This is a genomic window from Bradyrhizobium sp. UFLA05-153 (assembly GCF_054185185.1).
The window spans coordinates 59695-77008 of record NZ_JBBIAM010000040.1; the positions used below are offsets into that span (position 1 = coordinate 59695).

Below are 17314 nucleotides of genomic sequence, written 5' to 3' on the forward strand. Positions count from 1 at the left end.
TCAATCTACACGATTGGCGCCGGAGTCCTATCGTGGCGAAACCGGTATCTCCTGCGCTTTGATCGCGCCGCTACGTTCCGAAGGGCGCTGGGAGCGAAGCGAATGGCGCTCTATTCCAAGACAGCGAACCCTGCTCGGTAGCCTCTCACGAGGGTTCGGTGTGCCATTTCCTGTTGTGCAACTTTCCGTTGTGGATGCCCATTGCCCCGGGCGCGGCGCTTCTGCTCCGCCTTCCACGTTGGTGCTGGCTATTGCCGCAAGACCACACGCCACCGACGTAACCCCGCTTCGGCAGTCGCGACTGGTGAGCCAGTTCACACGGAAACGCCCGTACAGGTAGTATTCTTCAAACGGGGTGGCCAGTGGAGCGGAGGGAGAGATGCCCAGGAAGGCCAGCCGATCAAGAAAATTGAGCGGGATCGTCGAGCGCGCGCATCCGGATAGCCAGCCGAGATCGGGCGATGAGCAGTTTTCCGCAGACTATACGGTGACCAGCACAACCGACGGCGGCGGACGCGTGCTGACCGATGTCGAGGTGATTCTGGTCTTCTGGGGCAGCTTCTGGACCACGACGCCTGCTCCGTCTCCTTCCAGCGACGAGTACAAGCAAGCGATTATCGGCATCCTCACGGGCCCCTACATGGGCGGCCTGCGCCAGTATCGCGGCGTCGCGCAGGGCACGCTGATCTTCACCGATCTCAACGACAGCACGAGTCCGGTGGATCAATATACCGATGATGACGTGAAGACGATGCTCAAGGACCGGCTCGACCACACCAGCATGCCGCCCCCGGCATCAGGCCACAACCGCTTCTACGCCGTGATCGTGCCGCCGGGCATCAGGAACAAGCTCACGACCACCAACAACTTCGTGGGGCAGCATCAGAGTTTCACCTACAAGGGCGTCACAGGATACTATGCCTGGGTGGACAATACGGGTTCGCTGACGGGGCATAATTGCGTCACCAAGGTCTTTTCCCACGAGCTGATCGAGGCGTGCACCAACCCCGACGTCGATACCTCGAACAACAGCATCCTGGTCAACGGCACCAATCCCGACGGTTCGACGGTCACGAACGACGAGATCGGCGACACCTGCAACAACCAGTTCGCGACGATCGACGTCAACGGCGTCAGTTGCTCCGTCCAGGCTTACTGGAGCAAGGCGGACAACGCCTGCATCCTTCCAACCGGGACTTTGACCTTCCTGGTGGACAAGGACACTTTCGGCAAGGATGAGGTGCAGGATGTCATCAACACCAGCGGCGGGACGTTCGAGCAGGCGTTCTGGCTCGTCGTCGACGGATTCAGCAAGAACACGTTCAGCTCTCTCAACGTCACGGTCCCGCTGCCGACAGGAGCGTTCGCCAACCTCAGCGGGATCTCGATTACTCAAAATCCAAACATCGATTTTGAGAACGGTGCAGACCCCGGCGCGCAGCAGAGGATACGAGTCCCGTTCGACATCACGTTCTCGAACGCGGCCCTCACGCATTTCCCGGCGTCCGGCAGTCAGACCTTAGAGCTCGATGCCTTCCTTGCGACTGACGGCAACCAGGTGCCGGGCACGAACGCTTCGACCCTGTTTGAACTGGTGGCGGGTGCAGACCCCTATTTCACCAATGTCGATCCGACCCAGAACAATGTCTTCTATCTGAGCCAGGACCTCAGGGTCTTCACTGCGACGCCCGGCCTGTCCCAGCATCCGGTTGCCGGTGCGCCGGCCTTTGCAAGTGACAGCGTCAACGGCGCATTCACCTATATCCAGGACCTGCTCACGTTCCTGAACAACAATTTCAGCGATCCGGCCGGGGCCGATCCCTTCAACTCGATTCTTCCGAGCCAGGGGGCGGCATTGCAGGCCGACTCTTCCGTGACTCCATTCACCATCCAGCTCACGCCCACGTTCCCGCCGACGTTCAATATCTTCAACAACTACAACTTCGCGGTGGCGAGAGTCCGCATGCGCGGCACCGCGGGCCCGGCAGGCGAAGCCAAGAATGCCCGCGTGTTTTTCAGGCTGTTCGTGACGCAGAGCCCCGATACGGACTATCAAACGAGTACGACCTACCCCTTCAATCCGGATGCGGCGGGCTTGCCCGGTTCGCCCCAGGTCGGCGCCGGTCACGTCACGCTACCGTTCTTCGCGACCGGAAATCTCGCCGGTAACACCGATTACGACAATGGTGGCGTCAACAACCGCGATATCGAGATCGCGAGCGGGAGGGACAGCATCTGGGTCTACTACGGGTGCTTCCTGAACCTTTATGATTCCGCCAACGTGATCGACGGCAAGCAGGCTCTGGCGTGGCTTGCCGGAACTCACCACTGTCTGGTGGCCCAGATCGCGTTCGACGATGCTCCGATCTTCATCGGGGCACGTCCCGAAGCGTCGGACAAGCTGGCGCAGCGCAATCTCCAGGTGACGGTCTCGGACAATCCGGGGCCGGCCTCGACGCACCGGATCCCGCAAACGTTCGATATCCGGCCGAGCACCATGGTCAGCCGAAAGACGCTCGTCGACGAGCTGATGATCGACTGGGGCAAAATTCCACACGGGAGCGTCGCTTCGATCTATTGGCCGCAGGTTCAGGCCTCCGACGTGCTTGCGCTCGCGTCGCAGCTTTATCCTGCACATTCCCTGACGGCAGGAGACACGAATACGATCCAGTGCAAGATCACGGGCGGCGTCACCTATGTGCCGATCCCGATGAATGCGGGCGAAAACTTCGCAGGTCTCCTCACGGTGGACCTTCCCACCACCGTCGTCACCGGTGAGGAATTCAATGTGATCGTCAGGCGCGTGGGACGGCAAGTCTCGAAACGCGACGTTTCGATCCAGAGGCCAGTTCTCGAGAGGAATGCCAATCCGGACGTCGCTGTTCCGCGCCAACCATTTTCCTGGCGATATGTCATTGGAACGTTTCAGATCAAGATTCCAGTCTCGACGTCTGCCGTGATGCTACGTCCCGAGGAAGACACCCTGGCGATCATGAAATGGCGATTGCAGCAGACCGCGCCGCCAAACCGGTGGTTTACCGTGTTGCAGCGGTATGTCGCATTCCTGGCGGACCGCGTTGCCGGGCTTGGGGGCGATCCCAATGCCATTCCACCGTCACCGAATGGCGCGCCGGTTGAAGTGCCAAGCCCCTGCCTCGACGTCGTCGAGTACACAGGGAAGGTTGCCGAGATCATCTTCGACTGCTTCGGCGAGCTCGAGGGCTTTGTGCTCGCCGACTGCTGCACGACGCATGCCTTCAAGACGCGCGAGCGGCAAGTGGGAGAGCTGCTCCTGAGGGCATGCAGGGACCGGTTGCTTCTATCTGTTTTCGCTCTGAAGCATGACCGTTCGAAGGTTCATCGCATGGTCATTCGGGGTTGAACGATGCGGCAGGCGGACGGTGCTCGTGGGCATGCCACGAAGCGTCCGCAAGCGTCGGGGCCGGCCGGCCCCGACGGGAGCAGGAAGCGCGCCTAGAACCGCTGCGAGACGCCGACATAGAAGCCGCGTCGCGGCCCGTATTGCGGCGCGAACACGCCGATGCCGGTGCCGTCTCGGATCTGGTAGATCGTGTCGAACAGGTTCACCACGTCGAAGCGCACCGTCGTCGGCTTGTTCGGCGCCACGATGTTGAAGTCGTGCGACAGGCCGAGGTTCACCTGCGTGTAGGCGGGCAGGTGATCGGTGTTGGCAAAGCCCGCGCGCAGGCCGCTGCCATAGATCATCGACACGCTGTAGCGCGTGCCCTCCCACAGATAGGACGCGCCCGCCGAGGCCGTCAGCGTCTGCGCGTGGTCGGTGTAGACATAGTGGGTCGCGATGTAGTTGAGCTCGTCCTGGCCGAACAGGTACTGGTTCGAGACGATGTTGGTCGCGATCTGCCTGGCCCAGGCGAGATTGGCATAAGCGTTGAAATTGCCATTGTGATAGGTCGACTTGACCTCGAGGCCGATGTTCTCGCCGCGATCATAGTTGAAGCCGTTCAGCACATAGGCCGCGCCGAACTGGCCGTCGTCGAGCAGATTGCGCGCGATCTTGTAGTAGCCGTCGACCCCGACCTCGAGGCCCGGGATCGGATAGATCTTCTGCACCACGCCGACGTCGAACACGTGTGACCGCTCCGGCAAGACCGGACTGCTGACCGGAACCTCCGGCGTCAGCGTGTTCGCAGGCACGTTGGGCGGCGTCACCAGCGCAAGATTGGTGGGCGAGGCGATCACCTGCGACGGCGGAGTGAAGTTGCGCGCATAGCCGGCATGGAACGTGGTGCCGTCGAACGGCTTCCATGTCAGGCTGACGCGAGGGCTGAGCTGGTTGGCGTTCACATACTGGTATATCTGGTCGAAACGCAATCCGGCGTTCAGGGTCAGATTGTTGGTGATCCGCCACTCGTCCTGGAGATAGGTCCCGATCAACCAGCCGGTCTTGGCATTGGAATCGAAGATCGAGAACGGCGCATCGATCGTGCCTGCGGTGGGATCGGTCGGGTCGGCCAGCGGCAGCACGGTCGAGCCGTTGTTGACCAATGTCCGCTCCGCGCTGACGCTGAAGCCGAAGCGCAGCGTGTGGGCATAGCCGACGCGCCAGGCGGTGTCCTGCTGGATGCCGTTGACGAGGCTCTGCCGGTAGACGTCGGAGGACACGCCGTTGAAGACGAGATCGCCGATCGGGTCGGGGTAGAAGTGCAACTGGCTGTAACGGTTGAAATAGGCGATCTGGGTGTCCCATTCGCCGACTGACTTCTGGTAGGCAGCGACGTTGAACTGGTTGAACTCGTTCTGGTGCTCGTTGAGCTTCGACGAGTCGAAGTTGGACACGCCGAATGCCGTGAAGTTCGGCGTCTGTCCGGGATTGTTCGGGATCTGGAACGTCGCGTTCGACACGCCGCTCATGAAGGTCAGACGGCTGGTGGGATCGAGCACCGTCGACAGATAGAGGAATCCCTTCTCCTGATTGGTGCGGTCATGGATCGCGTTCACAGATGCCGTCGGATTCTCGATGCCGAGATTGTTCTGGAGGAAGCGGCCCGAGACGAAATACTGCGTCTGCCCGGCGGTCCCGCCATATTCGACGTTCGTCGAGATCGTGCCGTTGCTGCCGCCATAGACGCCGACGACGCCGGAATTGTTGAAGGCGTCCGCCTTGGTCTGGATGTCGAGCACGCCGGCGGTGCGGAAGCCGTACTGCGCGGGCAATGCGCCGGTGAGGAGGCTCATGCTGCCGACAATCCCGGTATCGAGGATCTGCCCGAATGCGCCGACGCCGTCGGGGAGCATGACGCCGTTGATGCGGTACTGCAAATTGGCGTGCTCGTTGCGCACGTGCAACTCGCCGCTGGCCGCCGAATCCTGGGTCACTCCTGGGAATTGCAGCAGCACCTTGTCCAGCGTCGCGTTGTTGCCCTGGGGCAGCGCCTCGATCGCCTGGCGGTTCATCGTGTGCGAGGTGGCGCCGATGGGGGCGACGACGTTGTCGCGGGTCTGGTCGAACTTCGCATTCTGGCCAGCCACGGTCTGCGCCTCGGTCGACGGCGGCGTTTCCGGCGCCTGGAGACGCTTTCGTACGGTGCGAACCTTCGGTGGACGCGACGGATGCACGCGCGGGGGGGCAGTGACCTCAACGCTGGGCAAGGTCGTGGCGGCGCTCGGCGCGGCGGTCTGCGCCATGGCGGTGCTGTTGAGATAGAAAAGCGTGAGCGTGGCTACGCCTGCGCCCGCCAAGCGGGGTCCTGAGGATACCAACATCGTCCTGATTCCGATCAGGCGCGGCCGAAATCCGGCTTCGACAACGAGCGCCTGCCGCCGACACGCGGCGGATCAATTTTCGAAAGCCCGACGGAGGCTTGCGCGCACGACGGCGGCAGCCCGTTGGGCGGTTCAATCGACGGAGATCAGGAAGCGGGTGGGGCGCGCGGCTGGAACGCGTGGCCGGCCGACTTCAGATGGATGAATTCGGCGTCGGTGGTGCGGTAGAGGAATTCGACCGCCTGCGGCAGATGCAGCAGCGGCGGCGTCGCGAACACGACCGTGCTCGCCATCGAGACGACGGCGCAGATGGCGCAATTGTCGTCGCCCTGCTGGTCGTGGTCGGGGTTGGCCGGCGACTGCTTCTGCAGTGCTGCACGATCGACGGACGCGATGCCGCCCGCCTGTTGCGACGACTGGAGCAGGGGGGCAGCCTGCGCGAACCAGTGGCTGTGGCCGAAGGTCAGCGCGAGCTGCATCAGCATCGCGAAGATCGCGAGCCGGGCGCCATGCCTGACGTTCGAGCGGAACCACTTCATTCGAAAACGCACCCCCGCATCGCGGCGGCCAATCCCCCGGCCATCACGATGTTACAATGTAACATCGCAGGATCGTGGCGCGCATGTCAACTGCGGGAGGCGCGGCCGCTGTGGCCGGCCTCCCGATGTGATCTTCATGCAACGGAATTCGTGGGGCTCAGCGCCCTTCGCGCACCCAGGTCGCGGCGAACGCACCGAGCAGGAGCAGCAGCCCGATCAGCCCGGCGAAGATCGGCAGCACGCCGACGCCTTTCACCACGCTGGCATCGCGCATCCTGACCCCCATCCAGCCGTCGCCGTGGAAGACGCTAGCCGAGCGAACCGGCACGACACGCGGCAGATCGACGCTCGATCCGTCGACGACGCGCACGGCATCGCCGCCGGTTGCCTGCGTCAGCGGCTTCAACGTCTCGGCGGTCGAGGTGACCTCCGAAAATTCCTTCGGATTGGTTGGACCGACATTGATCAGCGCCTTCAGGGTGCCGTCGGTGGCCTGCCAGAGACCTAGCTCGCCGGCCGGCAGGCTGGCGCGCCATTCGCCGGGGTCGCCAGCGTTGAGCGTGAGATCGCGCGTCACGCCGGAGGGCGAGGTCACTGTCACCGGCTGCACGCTGTCGGACATGGTCTGGCGCACCACGACGAGATCCTTGCCCTGCACCTGAAGGCGCAGCGCTTCCTCGTCGAGATCCGGCTGCTTCATCAGCCAGTGCGACATCCGCCGCAGCAGGTCGAGATGCGGGCCGCCACCCTCATAGCCGCGCGCCCACAGCCAGATGTGGTCGGAGAGCAGCAGCGCGACGCGGCCCTCGCCGAAGCGCGACAGGAACAGCAGCGGCTTGCCGTCGGCGCCGGTCATCACCGGCGAGCCGGTCGCATTCCTGGTGTCGACGGTACGGAAGAATCGGGCCCAATGCGGCGGCTCGCTCGCCGAGCCTTCGAGGCCGCGCGTCACGGGATGGCGTTTGCCGGTGTCTGAGAGGTGCGCATAGAACGGCTTCTCGGTGACGCCGACCGGCTCGGCCGGCAGCACCGAATCCAGGGGCGTGCGCCAGATGCTGGTGTTGGAGGCGTAGTCGGGACCGGCCGAGACCAGCACCGCGCCGCCCGAGCGCACATAGCGCGCGATGTTGTCGAAATAGGCGATCGGCAGCACGCCCTGGCGGGCATAGCGATCGAAGATGATCAACTGGAATTCGTTGATCTTCTGCTGGAACAATTCGCGGGTCGGAAACGCGATCAGCGACAATTCGTTGATCGGCGTGCCGTCCTGCTTCTCCGGCGGGCGCAGGATGGTGAAATGCACGAGATCGACGCTGGCGTCGGACTTGAGCAGGTTGCGCCAGGTACGCTCGCCGGAATGCGGCTCACCGGAGACCAGCAGCACGCGCAGCTTGTCGCGCACGCCGTCGATCGCCACCACGGCGCGGTTGTTGACCGGCGTCAGCTCCTTCTCGAGCGGCGAGGCCTCGATCTCGACGATGTTCGGACCGGCATGCTTGATGTCGACGTCGACGCTTGCGGTCTGGCCGCTCGACAGCGTGCGCTCACTGATCGTCTCGCCGTCACGGCGGATGGTGACCTTGGCGCGTTCGCCAGTCACCCCCTGGTCGTCGAGACGGTAGGTGATGGTCTGGGTCTGGCCCACGATGCCGAAGCGCGGTGCGGCGGCGATTGCGATGCGGCGGTCGCGCTCGTTCTTCTGCCCGGTGATCAGCGCATGCACCGGCGCCTGGAAGCCGATCGCGGCGGCATTCGCCGGGATGTCATGCACCCGGCCGTCGGTGATCAGGAACGCGCCGGCGACGCGATCGACCGGCACGTCGGAGAGCGCGGAGGTGAGCGCGCCAAACAGTTTTGTGCCGTCGGTCTCGCCGTCGGCCTGTCCAGCCTCGACGACGCGCACCTCGAGTCCCTTGATCCGCTTCAGGCTGTCGACCAGCGCCTCCTGCGCCTGGGCGGCTTCCTTGGTGCGATTGCCAAAGTTCTGGCTCGGGCTCTTGTCAACGACGACGGCGGCGACCGAGGTGAGGGGATCGCGGTCCTCGCGGGTGAAGGAGGGGTTTGCGAGCGCAAGCAGGAACAGCGCCAGCGCGGCGACGCGCACCGCCGCGCCTCGTGCGCGCGCAAGCAGCAGGAAAATAGCGATGACCACGATCGCGGCAAGCGCGATCCACAAGACGATCGTGGGAACAAGCGGCGTGAACGCGATGCCGTAATTCATGTATTCATGTCGCTCCTATTGCCCGAGCCGCTCGATCAGCGCCGGCGCGTGCACCTGGTCGGCCTTGTAGTTGCCGGTCAGCGTGTACATCACGATGTTGACGCCGGCGCGGAAGGCGAATTCGCGCTGGCGCGGCTCGCTCTGGGTCAGCGGCAGCATCGGCTGGCCGTCGGGACGGATTGCCCAGGCGCCGGCAAGATCGTTCGAGGTGATGATGATCGGCGAGACGCCGTCGCCGCCGCGCGCTGGACGCTGCGCGCTCTCGTCCTCTTCCTCGCGCGGCAGGGTCTCGACCCAGGTCTGGCCGGTGTTGAAGCGGCCGGGGAAGTCGCGCAGCAGATAGAACGTCTTGGTCAGCACGTGCTCGCGCGGCACCGGCTCGAGCTCGGGCACGTCGAGCGAGGAGAGGATCTCGCGCAGCGCCTGCATGCCCGGCGTCTGCGAGGCGCCGTTGTCGCCGGGCGGCGCCTCGACCGCGTCGCGGGTGTCGAAGATCACGGTGCCGCCCTGCTTCATGTAGGCGTCGATCTTGTTGATGGCGTCCTGCGGCGGTTTTGGCGCGCCCGGCACGATCGGCCAGTAGATCAGCGGGAAGAAGGCGAGCTCATCACGCGCCGGATCGACGCCGACGGGATCGCCGGCCTCGAGCGCGGTGCGTTGCGCCAGGAACAGCGTCAGCCCGGACATGCCGGCTTTGACGATGGAATCGACGTCGGCATTGCCAGTCACGACATAGGCCAGGCGAGTCTGCGACACCGCTTTCATCGCAAAATCGTCGGCAGGGCTGTCGGCGCGCGATGGTGCAGGCGAGGCGAGGCTGGCGAGCACCAGTCCGATCGCGAGCACGGCGGGCGCCGCGCGCCGGCGCAGGAGCGCGGCGAGGCCGCCGCCGAGCAGCGCGACGATGATGGCGTCGATCAGGAACAGCGCCAGCGAGGTCGAGAGCAGCCAGCCGCGCAAATCGCGCGGCTCGGCGTTGGTGTAGGTCGCGTGCCGCGCGCGCAGGCTCGCGGTGTTGAGCGGGGCGATGCGGTCGGCGGCGGCGAGCGTGTTCACGGCCAGTGGTCCCTCGGCCGGGCCATAGAAGCCGGGCGGATGATCTGATGTCGCGCGGTCGCGATAATCGGCCGACAGCGGCTTTGCGGTGGCGGGCGGCGGACCGAAGGCGCCAAAACCGTCGAGGATGTGCAGCGGCGCCACCGTCTCGGTGCTGGCCTCACCGGCGACGCCGGGGCCGGGCTTGGAGGTGTAGCCGGACATGTCGACGATCCGCCTCAGCATGTCGACAAAGGTGCCCGACATCGGCAGGTCCGACCAGCGCATGTCGGCCGAGACATGAAACAGGCTGACCAGACCCTTGCCGCGATGCTCTCCGGTGACGAGCGGCGTGCCGTCTTCGAGCGAGGCCCAGCTCTTGGTCGCGAGCACTGCATCCGGCTCTGCGAGCACCTGGCGGCTCACGGTGACATCTTTGGGGACGGGGACGCCGGCGAACGGACCGTCCGCGGTGAAGGCGGCGAGATGCTGCGGCTTCTCCCAGGTCAGGCTGCCGCCGAGAGTCCGGCCGCCCTTGCGCAGCTTCACCGGCACGAGGTCATCCTCGGCCTGCGCGAGGCGGGGACCTGCGAAGCGCACCAGCACGCCGCCCTGGTCGACCCAGGCGTTGAGGCGCTCGCGGATTTCGGGCGCGATGGTGCCGACATCGGCCAGGATGATCATCGGCAGCTTCTGGTCGAGGAATTGCGCGATGCCCTGTTGCGGCGCGCCCTTGTCGGCGAGGCGGACGTCGGCGAACGGCGCCAGCGCGCGGGTGAGATAGAAGGTCGGAGCCAGCAGCGGCTGCGCGGTCTCGCTGGTTGCGCCGGAGACGATGCCGATGGCGCGGCGCCGCCAGCGCTTGTCGAGCAGTTGCACGGCGCCCGCGGAGCGCTCGCCGGAGATTTCGAGCCGGGTGATGTCGTTGCGCAGCTCGACCGGCAGATCGAACGATGCCTCGGTCTCTTTGTCCTGCGGAGCGAATGCGTAGCGGGCTTCGCCGATCGGCGAGCCCTTCTGGTCCAGTGCGCGCACGGTGCCGGCGGCAATGCCGCTGTCGGTGCGCAGCACCTTCACGACCATCTTGGCGGCCGCATTCTCGGCGGCGACCAGCGCCAGCGGGGAGGGCGTGCCGCCTTCAAACACCGTCAAGCTGCGGTCTCCGATCGTCTTCGTCAGGCCTTGCAGGAACTCCTCACCGCGGCCCGTATCGACACCGTCCGAGAGCCAGGCGATCTCGCAATCGCCGGTTGCCTTGAGGAAACGATCAATCGCGGTGAGAGTTTCAACACGCTCGATGGAATAGGGTTTTGGTGCGAGTTGCCGCAGCGCAACGCGCGCCGCCCCGGCCTGCATCAACGTGATGTCGCGGTTCGGCTCCGAGAGCGGCACCAGCGCGATGGCGCGGCGGTTGCTGTCGGCATTCGCGATCAGCTCGTCGGCTGCCTTGATCCGCGTGTCCCAGTTCGAGGCCGCGCTCCAGCCGTCGTCGAACAGGATCATCAGCGGCGCCTTGCTGCCGGCTAGCCCAGTCTGCGGATTCCAGATCGGGCCGGCGGCGGCGAAAATCACCAGCGCCGCGGCGAGCAGGCGCAGCGCGGTGAGCCACCAGGGCGTGCGCGAGGGCGTCTCTTCCTTCGGCGCGATGTCGAACAGCAGGCGCGTCGGCGGGAATTCGATGCGGCGCGGCCGCGGCGGCATCACGCGCAGCAGCCACCACAGCACCGGCAGGCTGACGAGCCCGATCAGGAGCAGCGGTTCGGTGAAGGCGAGCGGCAGGCTTCCGATCATGCGGCTGGTCCCGCTTTGACGGTGGTCGAGCGCGCGCCCGACTTGCTCACCTGCATGCCGGCATGCAGGAACAGCAGCAGTTCGGCGGCGGAGCGATCGGTGACGTGGGTGGCGAACAGCCAGTCGAGCTTGTTGGTCTCGTCGCGGATCTGGTCGCGATGCAGCGCGAGCCGCGCGGTGTAATCCTGGGCCCAGCTTTCGGCGCGCCCCGCCGTGATCTCGCCAAAGCCCTCGGGCTCGACGAATTCGACGCGGCCGGAATAGGGGAAGGTCTCCTCGGCGGGATCGACGATCTGCACCAGCGTGCCATGGGCGCCGGAGCCGGAGAGCGCCGCGAGCGTGCTCCTGATCTCCGCGATCGGCGACCAGAAATCGGACAGCACGACAGTCTCGGCGAGTGCCGAGGGCACGAAGGACGGCGGCAGGCTCGGCCGCTCGGCGTCGTCATGCAGCATCGCCTGCGCCATCTTGTCGATGATGCTGCGGCTCGCGGTCGGCGCCATCAGGCCGGGAATGCCGACGCGTTCGCCGCCGGAGACGAGCAGCTCGGCCAGCGCGAATGCCACGATCAGCGTGCGCTCGAGCTTGGAGTCGCGTGCGTTCCTTGATGCAAATGCCATCGAAGGCGAGCGGTCGGGCCAGATCCATACCGTGTGCGCGGCCTCCCATTCCTGCTCGCGGACATAGAGATGGTCGTCACGCGCCGAGCGGCGCCAATCGACGTTCTGCGACGGCTCGCCGGAGACGAAGCGGCGATACTGCCAGAAACTTTCGCCCGAGCCGGCGCGACGGCGGCCATGCAGGCCGTGGATGACGTTGGCGGCAATGCGACGGGCCTCTAACACCAGGCGCGGCAGCGAAGCGGCGAGCGTACGGCTTTCGCCATCGGCACGTCGGATCGCAATGATCTCCCTCGCCGTGTGCCCGTTGTCTGCGGCCATCAACCGATCCGTGTCTTCAATTGCCGGATCACGTCCGGAATCGTGCGGCCTTCGGCGCGCGCCTGGAACGTCAGTGCCATGCGGTGCTTCAGCACCGGCTCGGCGAGGTCGAGCACGTCGTCGATCGACGGCGCGAGGCGGCCGTCGAGCAGCGCACGTGCGCGCACCGCCAGCATCAGCGACTGGCTGGCGCGGGGACCGGGTCCCCAGGCAATCAGCTTGCCGGTTTCGCCACCGTCGGGGCCGGGACGCGCCGAGCGCACCAGCGACAGGATGGCCTCCACCACGGAATCGCCGACCGGCAGCCGCCGCACCAGCCGCTGGGCCGTGATCAGCGCATCCGCCGTCATCGATCCCTTTGCCAGCGTCTCTTCGGCGCCGGTGGTTTCGAACAGGATGCGCCGCTCGGCGTCGCGATCGGGATAGTCGACGTCGATTTCCATCAGGAAGCGGTCGAGCTGCGCTTCCGGCAGCGGATAGGTGCCTTCCTGCTCCAGCGGGTTTTGGGTCGCGAGCACATGGAACGGTTTCGGCAGGTCATGACGCGCGCCGGCTACCGTGATGTGCTGCTCCTGCATCGCTTGCAGGAGCGCGGACTGCGTGCGCGGGCTGGCGCGGTTGATTTCGTCGGCCATCAGGAGCTGCGCGAAGACCGGGCCGGCGATGAAGCGGAACGAGCGCTTTCCGGCGGTGCTCTCGTCGAGCACTTCGGCGCCGAGAATGTCCGATGGCATCAGGTCGGGCGTGAACTGGATGCGCTTGGCATCGAGACCCAGCGTGACGCCGAGCGTCTCGACGAGCTTGGTCTTGGCGAGACCCGGAACGCCGATCAGCAGCGCGTGACCGCCGGAGAGGATCGTCACCAGCGTGTTCTCGATCACGCGGTCCTGGCCGAAGATGACGGTTGCTATCGCGTCCTTGGCGGCGCGAATCTGCCCCGACACCTGCTCTGCCGAGCGGACGATCACGTCCTCGAGTTTTTCGACACTTTCCGCCATCCGTCAGCTCCTTAAGCCTCTTACGCGGCCTGCTTGCGTCGTCATGTCAGCTCATGGCCCCCATGCTAGACTTGCAGGAAGGCTCTGTATTCGCTGAATTAACCTATCCCCACCTTATCGGCTTCGGGATATGTACGGCATCACGAAGTGGCGACCTTGCACACCGGATGATTCCGGTGTGGAACCGCTCACCGAGGTACAACGTAGACCTGCACCAATCGTGCCAAAGACAAAGTCAGGGCAAACCATGGCGAACCAAGGGCAGAGCACCAATCGGGGTCTTGACGGGCTGACCGCCGCCGCCAAGAACGCCGGCGCTGCCCAAAAAGGGCTGCCTCCGGTGCATCTGTGGAATCCACCGTTTTGCGGCGATCTCGACATTCGAATCGCCTCCGACGGTACATGGTTCTACATGGGCACGCCAATCGGCCGCCCGGCGCTGGTGCGCCTGTTCTCGACGATCCTGAAACGCGAAGGGGACAAGCACTTTCTCGTCACGCCTGTCGAGAAGGTCGGGATTCGCGTCGATGACGCGCCGTTCATGGCGGTCGAGATGCTGACGGAAGGCGAGGGCAACCATCGCGTGCTGAGCTTCCGCACCAATGTCGACGACTGGGTGAGGTGCGATGCTGCGCATCGCTTGCGCTTCGAGCAGGCGGCCGACGGCGGGCTGACACCCTATCTGCACGTGCGCTCTGACCTTTGGGCCAAGGTGACACGCGCGCTCTATTACGATCTGGTTGACATGGGCGAGGAGCGGGTGGTCGATGGCCAGCCAATGTTCGGTGTCGAGTCGGCCGGCGAATTCTTCGCCATGGCGGATGCTGAGCAGGTGAGGGCCGCGCTTTGACCAAGCCGCTACCGAAGGACGAACCTGCCCGGTTGGGCGCGGCGGATTTTTTCTCCCGCTCCAAGGCGCGGCTGACCTTCGACGTGCCGCCGGCCCTCTATGATCCCAACATCGTGCCGATGTCGGGTGATCCCGGCACCGACAAGATGCTCGAGATCGTTGCGCGCGAGCAGCCGGTCCGCCCCGCGGCGGTCCTGATCCCGGTCGTCGATCGGCCCGAGCCGACCGTGCTGCTGACGCAGCGCTCGGCGCATCTGAACGACCACGCCGGGCAGATCGCCTTTCCCGGCGGCAAGATCGACGCGATCGACGCCTCGCCGCGCGATGCGGCGTTGCGCGAGGCCGAGGAAGAGGTCGGGCTGTTGCGTGACTTCGTCGAGCCGGTCGGCTATCTCGATCTCTACGGCACCGCCTTCGGCTTCCGCATCCTGCCGACGGTTGCAAGGATCCGGCCTGGATTTGAGCTTGTGATCAACCATTCCGAGGTTGATGACGCCTTCGAGGTGCCGCTATCCTTCCTGATGAATCCGGCGAACCACCAGGTGCACAGCAAGGAATTCCGCGGCATGGAGCGCTTCTATTACGCGATGCCGTTCGCGGAGCGGTACATCTGGGGCGCGACCGCCGGCATATTGCGTGTGTTGTATGAGCGGATCTATTTGCCATGATCCGGCCGGCGCTGACCGAGATCGGAATCTTCCTCGTTCCCTTCGCGGTCTATGCCCTGTTCCTGGTCGCGACGCGCTCCGGCCTGTTCGTGCAGTCGTCCTGGCCGGTCTATACCATCGCCCGCCTCGGGCTGGTCGCGCTGGTGCTGGTGATCGCCAGCCTGGTGGGCCTTGCGCATTTCACCGGCGCATCGCCGAACTCGACCTACGTCCCCGCGCATGTCGAGAACGGCAGGCTCGTGCCGGGCGTCGAGAAATAGGGGCGGGCCGATGAGCGCGGAGCCGCTGCTTGCCGATGCTTCCTGGCTGACCTCCGGCGGGACCGCGCGCGTCCTGCAACTGTTGAACGCGGACGGCGAGGAGGCGCGCGTGGTCGGCGGCGCCGTGCGCAACGCACTGCTCGGCTTGCGGCCGGGCGACATGGATATCGCGACCACCGCACTGCCGGAGGAGGTGATGCGGCGTGCAAAGAGCGCCGGCATCAAGAGCGTGCCGACCGGCATCGACCACGGTACCATCACCCTGGTCATCGACGGGCACCCCTATGAAGTCACCACGCTGCGCGAGGACACCGAGACCTTCGGCCGCAAGGCCAAGGTCGCGTTCGGCCGCGACTGGGTGAGGGACGCCGAGCGGCGCGACTTCACCATGAACGGGCTGTCGGTCGACGGACACGGCGTGGTGCACGACTATGTCGGCGGGCTTGCCGACGTCGCCGCGCGGCGCGTGCGCTTCATCGGCGATCCCGACCAGCGCATCGCGGAAGATTACTTGCGCATCCTGCGCTTCTTCCGCATCCACGCCGCCTTCGGCGCCGGTGAGCCGGACCGCGACGGCTATCTCGCCTGCATCCGCGGCCGCGCCGGGCTTGCCGGTCTCTCGGCCGAGCGGGTGCGCATGGAAATACTCAAGCTGCTGGTCGCCGGCGGTGCTGCGGCCGCGGCGCTCGCCATGGCCGACGGGGGCCTCCTGCAGTCGCTGATCGGCGGCGTCGCCTATACCGGCCCGCTGGCGAGGATGATTGCGATCGAGCACGAGCTCGGCCTGCCGGCGAGCGCGACCCGGCGTCTCGCCGGGTTGACCGTCGCCGTCACCGAGGACGCCAAGCGCGTCGCGTCGCGGCTCCGGCTCAGCAATGCCGAGGCCAAGGCGCTGGATTCGATGGGGCACCGCTGGTGGCGGTTCGCCAACTTCGCCAACAAGGACGAGTCCAATGCGCGGCGGCTGCTCTATCGCTTAGGCGCCGAGCGCTATCACGATCGCGTGTTGCTGGCCTGGGCGAGGGACGCCGGCGAGGTGAATTCGGCGCGCTGGCGCGAGCTCGCCGAGCTGCCGCAACGCTGGACACCGCCGAACTTCCCGCTGAAAGCCGCCGACTTCATCGCGCGCGGCATGGCGGAAGGCCCCGCGCTCGGACGTGTGTTGACGCTCGCTGAGGACGCTTGGCTTGCCGCGGATTTTCCCCTAGAGGAGGCGGCGCTCGCTTCCATCGCCGATCAAGCTGCGGCACGCGTCAGCCGCGATCAGAGAATCTGACCATCGTATCAGCCTTCGCCGATATCTCGCTTCTGCAGCTTCTGCTGGTCGCGTTGATGGCGTTGTTTGCTTCGATCATCGGTGGGCTTGCAGGTTACGGCACCGGCGCGCTGATGCCGCTGGCGCTGGTGCCGATGGTCGGCGCCGAGCCCGTGGTGCCGATCATCGCGATCTCCGCGATCTTCACCAATCTCAGCCGCGCCATTGCCTATGTCAGCTATGCGGATCGCCGCCGCGCGCTCGTCGTGCTCGCCTGCGCGGCGCTGACGACGGCGCTCGGTGCCTACGGCTACACGCGCCTCACCAATGCCGGCGCGGCGCTGGTGATCGGCACCATGCTGATCCTGAGTGTGCCGCTGCGCCGCGTGCTACGCCGCCGCCAGGTCAAGATCGGCAATACGGGTCTTGCAGCAGGGTCGGTCGGTTATGGCGTGCTGGTCGGCGGCACCTCGGGCTCTGGCGTGATCCTGCTCTCGCTGCTGATGGCCGCGGGCCTCGAAGGCGCGGCGGTGATCGCCACCGACGCGAGGATCTCGCTCGGTACCGGCCTCATCAAGATCTCGGTGTTCGGCCTCGCTGGCGCTGTGACCGCGCAGGTGCTGGCGTTCGCGCTTCTGATCGGCGGGATGGCAGTGCCGGGCGCGTTCCTGGCAAAGGCCTTTGTCGAGCGGATGCCGGTGCATATCCACGCCGCGATCCTCGACGTTGCGGTGATCACGGGCGGGCTCGTGATGATCTCGGCTGCGGTGAAGCAACTCGTCGCCTAAGTGTGGAGCCTCAAGAGGTTGTCCTCGGTTAGACCGAGTCGGCTGATTGGTGTTTGAGATTTTATACCCCCATGGGGTCGGTGCCAGTTGTATTGATGCAGCCAGATTGGCAGCTCCTGGGCGCGCCGATCTGAGGTCGGATAGGCTCGGGCATAGGCCCATTCCCGAAGCGCTGTCTGAATGAAGCGCTCGGCCTTGCCATTTGTTCTCGGCGTATATGGCT

At 65.4% G+C, this 17314-nt stretch carries 13 protein-coding genes; 6 read left to right on the forward strand and 7 right to left on the reverse strand.

The window, feature by feature from the left end; genetic code table 11:
- Positions 1 to 379: 379 nt before the first annotated feature.
- A complete protein-coding gene (locus tag Q2941_RS23610; protein ID WP_458193886.1) occupies positions 380 to 3382 on the forward strand; it encodes a hypothetical protein in 3003 nt (1000 codons plus the stop codon).
- A 92-nt stretch (positions 3383 to 3474) separates the two neighbouring features.
- Here the strand turns inward: Q2941_RS23610 and Q2941_RS23615 are convergent, their stop codons facing one another.
- The 6 genes from Q2941_RS23615 to Q2941_RS23640 form a co-directional block, all read right to left on the reverse strand.
- Positions 3475 to 5721, reverse strand: a complete 2247-nt coding sequence (locus Q2941_RS23615; protein WP_458193887.1) for a TonB-dependent receptor — start codon at positions 5719 to 5721, stop codon at positions 3475 to 3477.
- A 170-nt stretch (positions 5722 to 5891) separates the two neighbouring features.
- Positions 5892 to 6284, reverse strand: coding sequence for a DUF2946 domain-containing protein (locus Q2941_RS23620; RefSeq protein WP_254107929.1), 393 nt, complete (start codon positions 6282 to 6284; stop codon positions 5892 to 5894).
- Positions 6285 to 6441: 157 nt separating this feature from the next.
- A complete protein-coding gene (locus Q2941_RS23625; RefSeq protein ID WP_458193888.1) occupies positions 6442 to 8505 on the reverse strand; it encodes a hypothetical protein in 2064 nt (687 codons plus the stop codon).
- Positions 8506 to 8520: 15 nt separating this feature from the next.
- Complete coding sequence (locus Q2941_RS23630) at positions 8521 to 11331, reverse strand: DUF4159 domain-containing protein (protein ID WP_458193889.1); 2811 nt, start codon at positions 11329 to 11331, stop codon at positions 8521 to 8523.
- Positions 11328 to 12272, reverse strand: coding sequence for a DUF58 domain-containing protein (locus tag Q2941_RS23635; protein ID WP_027522819.1), 945 nt, complete (start codon positions 12270 to 12272; stop codon positions 11328 to 11330). The genes Q2941_RS23630 and Q2941_RS23635 overlap by 4 nt, the downstream gene beginning before the upstream one ends.
- On the reverse strand, positions 12272 to 13270 hold the full coding sequence (locus Q2941_RS23640) for an AAA family ATPase (RefSeq protein ID WP_027522820.1): 999 nt from the start codon (positions 13268 to 13270) through the stop codon (positions 12272 to 12274). The genes Q2941_RS23635 and Q2941_RS23640 overlap by 1 nt, the downstream gene beginning before the upstream one ends.
- A gap of 247 nt (positions 13271 to 13517) precedes the next feature.
- On the opposite strand from Q2941_RS23640, the gene Q2941_RS23645 reads away from it, so the two are divergent.
- Genes Q2941_RS23645 through Q2941_RS23665 form a run of 5 tightly spaced genes read left to right on the forward strand, consistent with a single transcriptional unit; the run spans position 13518 to position 17091 of the window.
- Positions 13518 to 14120, forward strand: coding sequence for a DUF1285 domain-containing protein (locus tag Q2941_RS23645; protein WP_027522821.1), 603 nt, complete (start codon positions 13518 to 13520; stop codon positions 14118 to 14120).
- Positions 14117 to 14788, forward strand: a complete 672-nt coding sequence (locus tag Q2941_RS23650) for a CoA pyrophosphatase (protein WP_458193890.1) — start codon at positions 14117 to 14119, stop codon at positions 14786 to 14788. Before Q2941_RS23645 ends, Q2941_RS23650 begins: the two co-directional genes overlap by 4 nt.
- Complete coding sequence (locus Q2941_RS23655) at positions 14785 to 15048, forward strand: DUF6111 family protein (RefSeq protein ID WP_027522823.1); 264 nt, start codon at positions 14785 to 14787, stop codon at positions 15046 to 15048. Before Q2941_RS23650 ends, Q2941_RS23655 begins: the two co-directional genes overlap by 4 nt.
- A 10-nt stretch (positions 15049 to 15058) precedes the next feature.
- Positions 15059 to 16324, forward strand: a complete 1266-nt coding sequence (locus Q2941_RS23660; RefSeq protein ID WP_458193891.1) for a CCA tRNA nucleotidyltransferase — start codon at positions 15059 to 15061, stop codon at positions 16322 to 16324.
- Entirely contained in the window at positions 16321 to 17091 is a 771-nt protein-coding gene (locus tag Q2941_RS23665; RefSeq protein ID WP_458193893.1) for a TSUP family transporter, read from the forward strand. Before Q2941_RS23660 ends, Q2941_RS23665 begins: the two co-directional genes overlap by 4 nt.
- Here the strand turns inward: Q2941_RS23665 and Q2941_RS23670 are convergent.
- On the reverse strand, positions 17088 to 17314 hold a 227-nt coding region (locus tag Q2941_RS23670; protein ID WP_458193892.1), incomplete at its 5' end, for an integrase core domain-containing protein. The two genes, Q2941_RS23665 and Q2941_RS23670, sit on opposite strands and share 4 nt — an antisense overlap.

Coding starts and splice junctions, on each gene's coding strand:
- Q2941_RS23640 (WP_027522820.1), bottom strand. CDS start 13,270: ATGGCGGAAAGTGTCGAAAAACTCGAGGACGTGATCGTCCGCTCGGCA.
- Q2941_RS23630 (WP_458193889.1), bottom strand. CDS start 11,331: ATGATCGGAAGCCTGCCGCTCGCCTTCACCGAACCGCTGCTCCTGATC.
- Q2941_RS23655 (WP_027522823.1), top strand. CDS start 14,785: ATGATCCGGCCGGCGCTGACCGAGATCGGAATCTTCCTCGTTCCCTTC.
- Q2941_RS23660 (WP_458193891.1), top strand. CDS start 15,059: ATGAGCGCGGAGCCGCTGCTTGCCGATGCTTCCTGGCTGACCTCCGGC.
- Q2941_RS23645 (WP_027522821.1), top strand. CDS start 13,518: ATGGCGAACCAAGGGCAGAGCACCAATCGGGGTCTTGACGGGCTGACC.
- Q2941_RS23635 (WP_027522819.1), bottom strand. CDS start 12,272: ATGGCCGCAGACAACGGGCACACGGCGAGGGAGATCATTGCGATCCGA.
- Q2941_RS23610 (WP_458193886.1), top strand. CDS start 380: ATGCCCAGGAAGGCCAGCCGATCAAGAAAATTGAGCGGGATCGTCGAG.
- Q2941_RS23625 (WP_458193888.1), bottom strand. CDS start 8,505: ATGAATTACGGCATCGCGTTCACGCCGCTTGTTCCCACGATCGTCTTG.
- Q2941_RS23620 (WP_254107929.1), bottom strand. CDS start 6,284: ATGAAGTGGTTCCGCTCGAACGTCAGGCATGGCGCCCGGCTCGCGATC.